We start from the raw sequence: 2,122 nt of genomic DNA on the forward strand, positions 1-2,122 counted from the left end.
TTTGTCATTTCTATACATAATGTTTAAAATTATGTAGCCTTATTTCAGGACGGGTCAAAATTAAACACAACGTGTTTGTGTATGGAAAGTTGCGGTTTTGTATGCGAGGATTTTCCGAAGGAAAATCAGACGTAGCAAAAATGCAACTGACTTTGTTTAAACACTAATTTAGCAATTTTTTATACACGGTGTTGTAACACGTTATTTTTTCAGTTTCATATTTTTCAATTCCACTTTAAATGCTAATTCACCATCAATTTCAATGAATTCTCCATTTTGGTCATAAAACTCCACGAATGCAGTTTTGTTATCAATAAACTCCATAACAGTTCCGATAGTCCCAATTTCTATTCCGTTTTTAAGTTTTTCTTTCGGACTAACTTTTTTATAGAGCCATTTTTTCTCAAGTCGTTTCCGTTCAACCTCATTTTTTGGGATTCCGAAAATCAATGCTTTAATCCAATCATAAATCGAATTCAACGCCACCCAGATTCCAGCAAGAATCCATCTCGCAAATATTTCTCCAATTATTTCTCCCATTTATAATTCATATTTGAGACTGGTCGGTAATGTGTTACAACGTTGTTGTATATGGAAAGTTGCGTGTTTGTGTGCGAGGATTTTCCGAAGGAAAATCAGAAGCTAGCAAATAAAACAACTAACATTGGTTTAGGGTAAAACTAGCAATTTTTTATATACGGTGTTGGCAAATCGTTTTCTTATTCAATTATTGTTTTAAATCCGGAAAGTCCTCGTTCAGGATGACCCATTATTTCAATTTTAACTCCTTTTGGTTCTAAACGACCAATTACAATTTTATTTTCTTTATAGTCAAGTCTTGAACTTCTTAATAGATTAAAAAAGTGTCCTGCTATATTAACGGTCGATTGAGTGAGTGGCAGAATATAGTCTCTTAAACTCACTACTCTTTTTGACATTCCATTAATTTTCAATTCCTTTCCTGAAACAATATAGTAATCATCTCCGCTTAATGAATATGAAGAGTGAAAAAATGAATTTCTTAAAGGACTTGAGTATAAATTTTTTATAGTGTCAATTAACAGTTCAAAACCTGCTTTTTTTGCTAGACTTTTCAATTTGTCAAGTTTGTTGGCTGGTTTTAGTTCTGTTGTTAGTGTTGGTGAATTGTAAAGCATAACTCCATATCTTTCTCCGAGTGATATTCTCAACATATTGCCAATAATGTTGTAGAATTCATCCATTTCGAAAATATGGCAATATAGCAGAAGCAGAAGTCGAATTTGTTCGTGTTTGTTGTCAGATTTCTCAATTAGTTCTACCATTTGGAAAAATAAGTCTCTACTTTCGTGAATGTGACTAAAAGCTCTAGGGTCACCCATTCCATTGAAGTTTATTAAAGCGCACACATATTCAAATTCATCCTTTGTTTTTGCCGTTTCGAAAAGTCTTTCAGTTTCTCTTATGAAAATTTCAAATGGAAGTTCGTCAGTCATTTTAAATATTTGCAATTACAAAGATTAAAGAGATAACAGCAAAGTAAATTCCGAAATTATTATCCTTTCGGATTTTTGAAATACCGAAACCAATTAAGGCAGATATTATTAAAAAAGGTAATGAGTATGCTATTGTACTAACTAATGGATATTGACCAATTTGCCAATTGAAATATAGAGTATAACTTATTGCCATAATTATACCTATCATATTTTTATTATCTTTTGTAAATTCCAGCATTTCTTTACAGGCTAAAAATTAGAAGAAGACCAACGAAAACCGATATTAAAATCATATATACTTTAGGATTCCATTTTTTTAAAATTGGTCTAGATAATAAGTAAAATGGTGCTGAAAAGATAACAGCACAAAACAGCGTTCCAATAATCCAAAACATTAATCCTCGGTCTTCATATCCTTCCATTTTAGACAATCCGTTTGGATTAAATCCAAAAATTATAACTTTTAAAGAAATGGCAGTAGCCATTAAAAACCACCAAAGGATGTATTGTTTAGAAAAAATCGGATGTATTTTCATTATTAAATGTTGATGTTTAGTTAATTTTTTGTCGTTGACCAAATGTTTGCCAACGTTTATGTATAAGGAAAGTTGCGTGTTTGTGTGCGAGGATTTTCCGAAGGAAAA

Annotated in this window: 3 protein-coding genes; all 3 read right to left on the reverse strand. The window is 31.4% G+C overall.

From position 1 onward, the window contains the following. Nucleotides 1–201: 201 nt before the first annotated feature. The gene (locus ACFQ0I_RS15705; RefSeq protein ID WP_379943910.1) at nt 202–540 is read right to left on the reverse strand and encodes a hypothetical protein; all 339 of its coding nucleotides are present in this window, start codon (nt 538–540) and stop codon (nt 202–204) included. A 179-nt stretch (nt 541–719) separates the two neighbouring features. Continuing rightward, nucleotides 720–1,475 (reverse strand): hypothetical protein, encoded by a 756-nt coding sequence (locus ACFQ0I_RS15710; RefSeq protein WP_379943911.1) that lies wholly within the window; start codon nt 1,473–1,475, stop codon nt 720–722. Nucleotides 1,476–1,720: 245 nt separating this feature from the next. Next, a partial coding sequence (locus ACFQ0I_RS15715) for a hypothetical protein (RefSeq protein ID WP_379943912.1) occupies nt 1,721–2,122 on the reverse strand: 402 nt, incomplete at its 5' end.

Origin of the sequence: Mariniflexile aquimaris (assembly GCF_042676825.1) — a bacterium.
Lineage (GTDB): Bacteria > Bacteroidota > Bacteroidia > Flavobacteriales > Flavobacteriaceae > Mariniflexile > Mariniflexile aquimaris.

Bases quoted from the DNA above. Each gene is read 5' to 3' on its own strand.
- ACFQ0I_RS15705 (WP_379943910.1), bottom strand. From the start codon at position 540: ATGGGAGAAATAATTGGAGAAATATTTGCGAGATGGATTCTTGCTGGA.
- ACFQ0I_RS15710 (WP_379943911.1), bottom strand. From the start codon at position 1,475: ATGACTGACGAACTTCCATTTGAAATTTTCATAAGAGAAACTGAAAGA.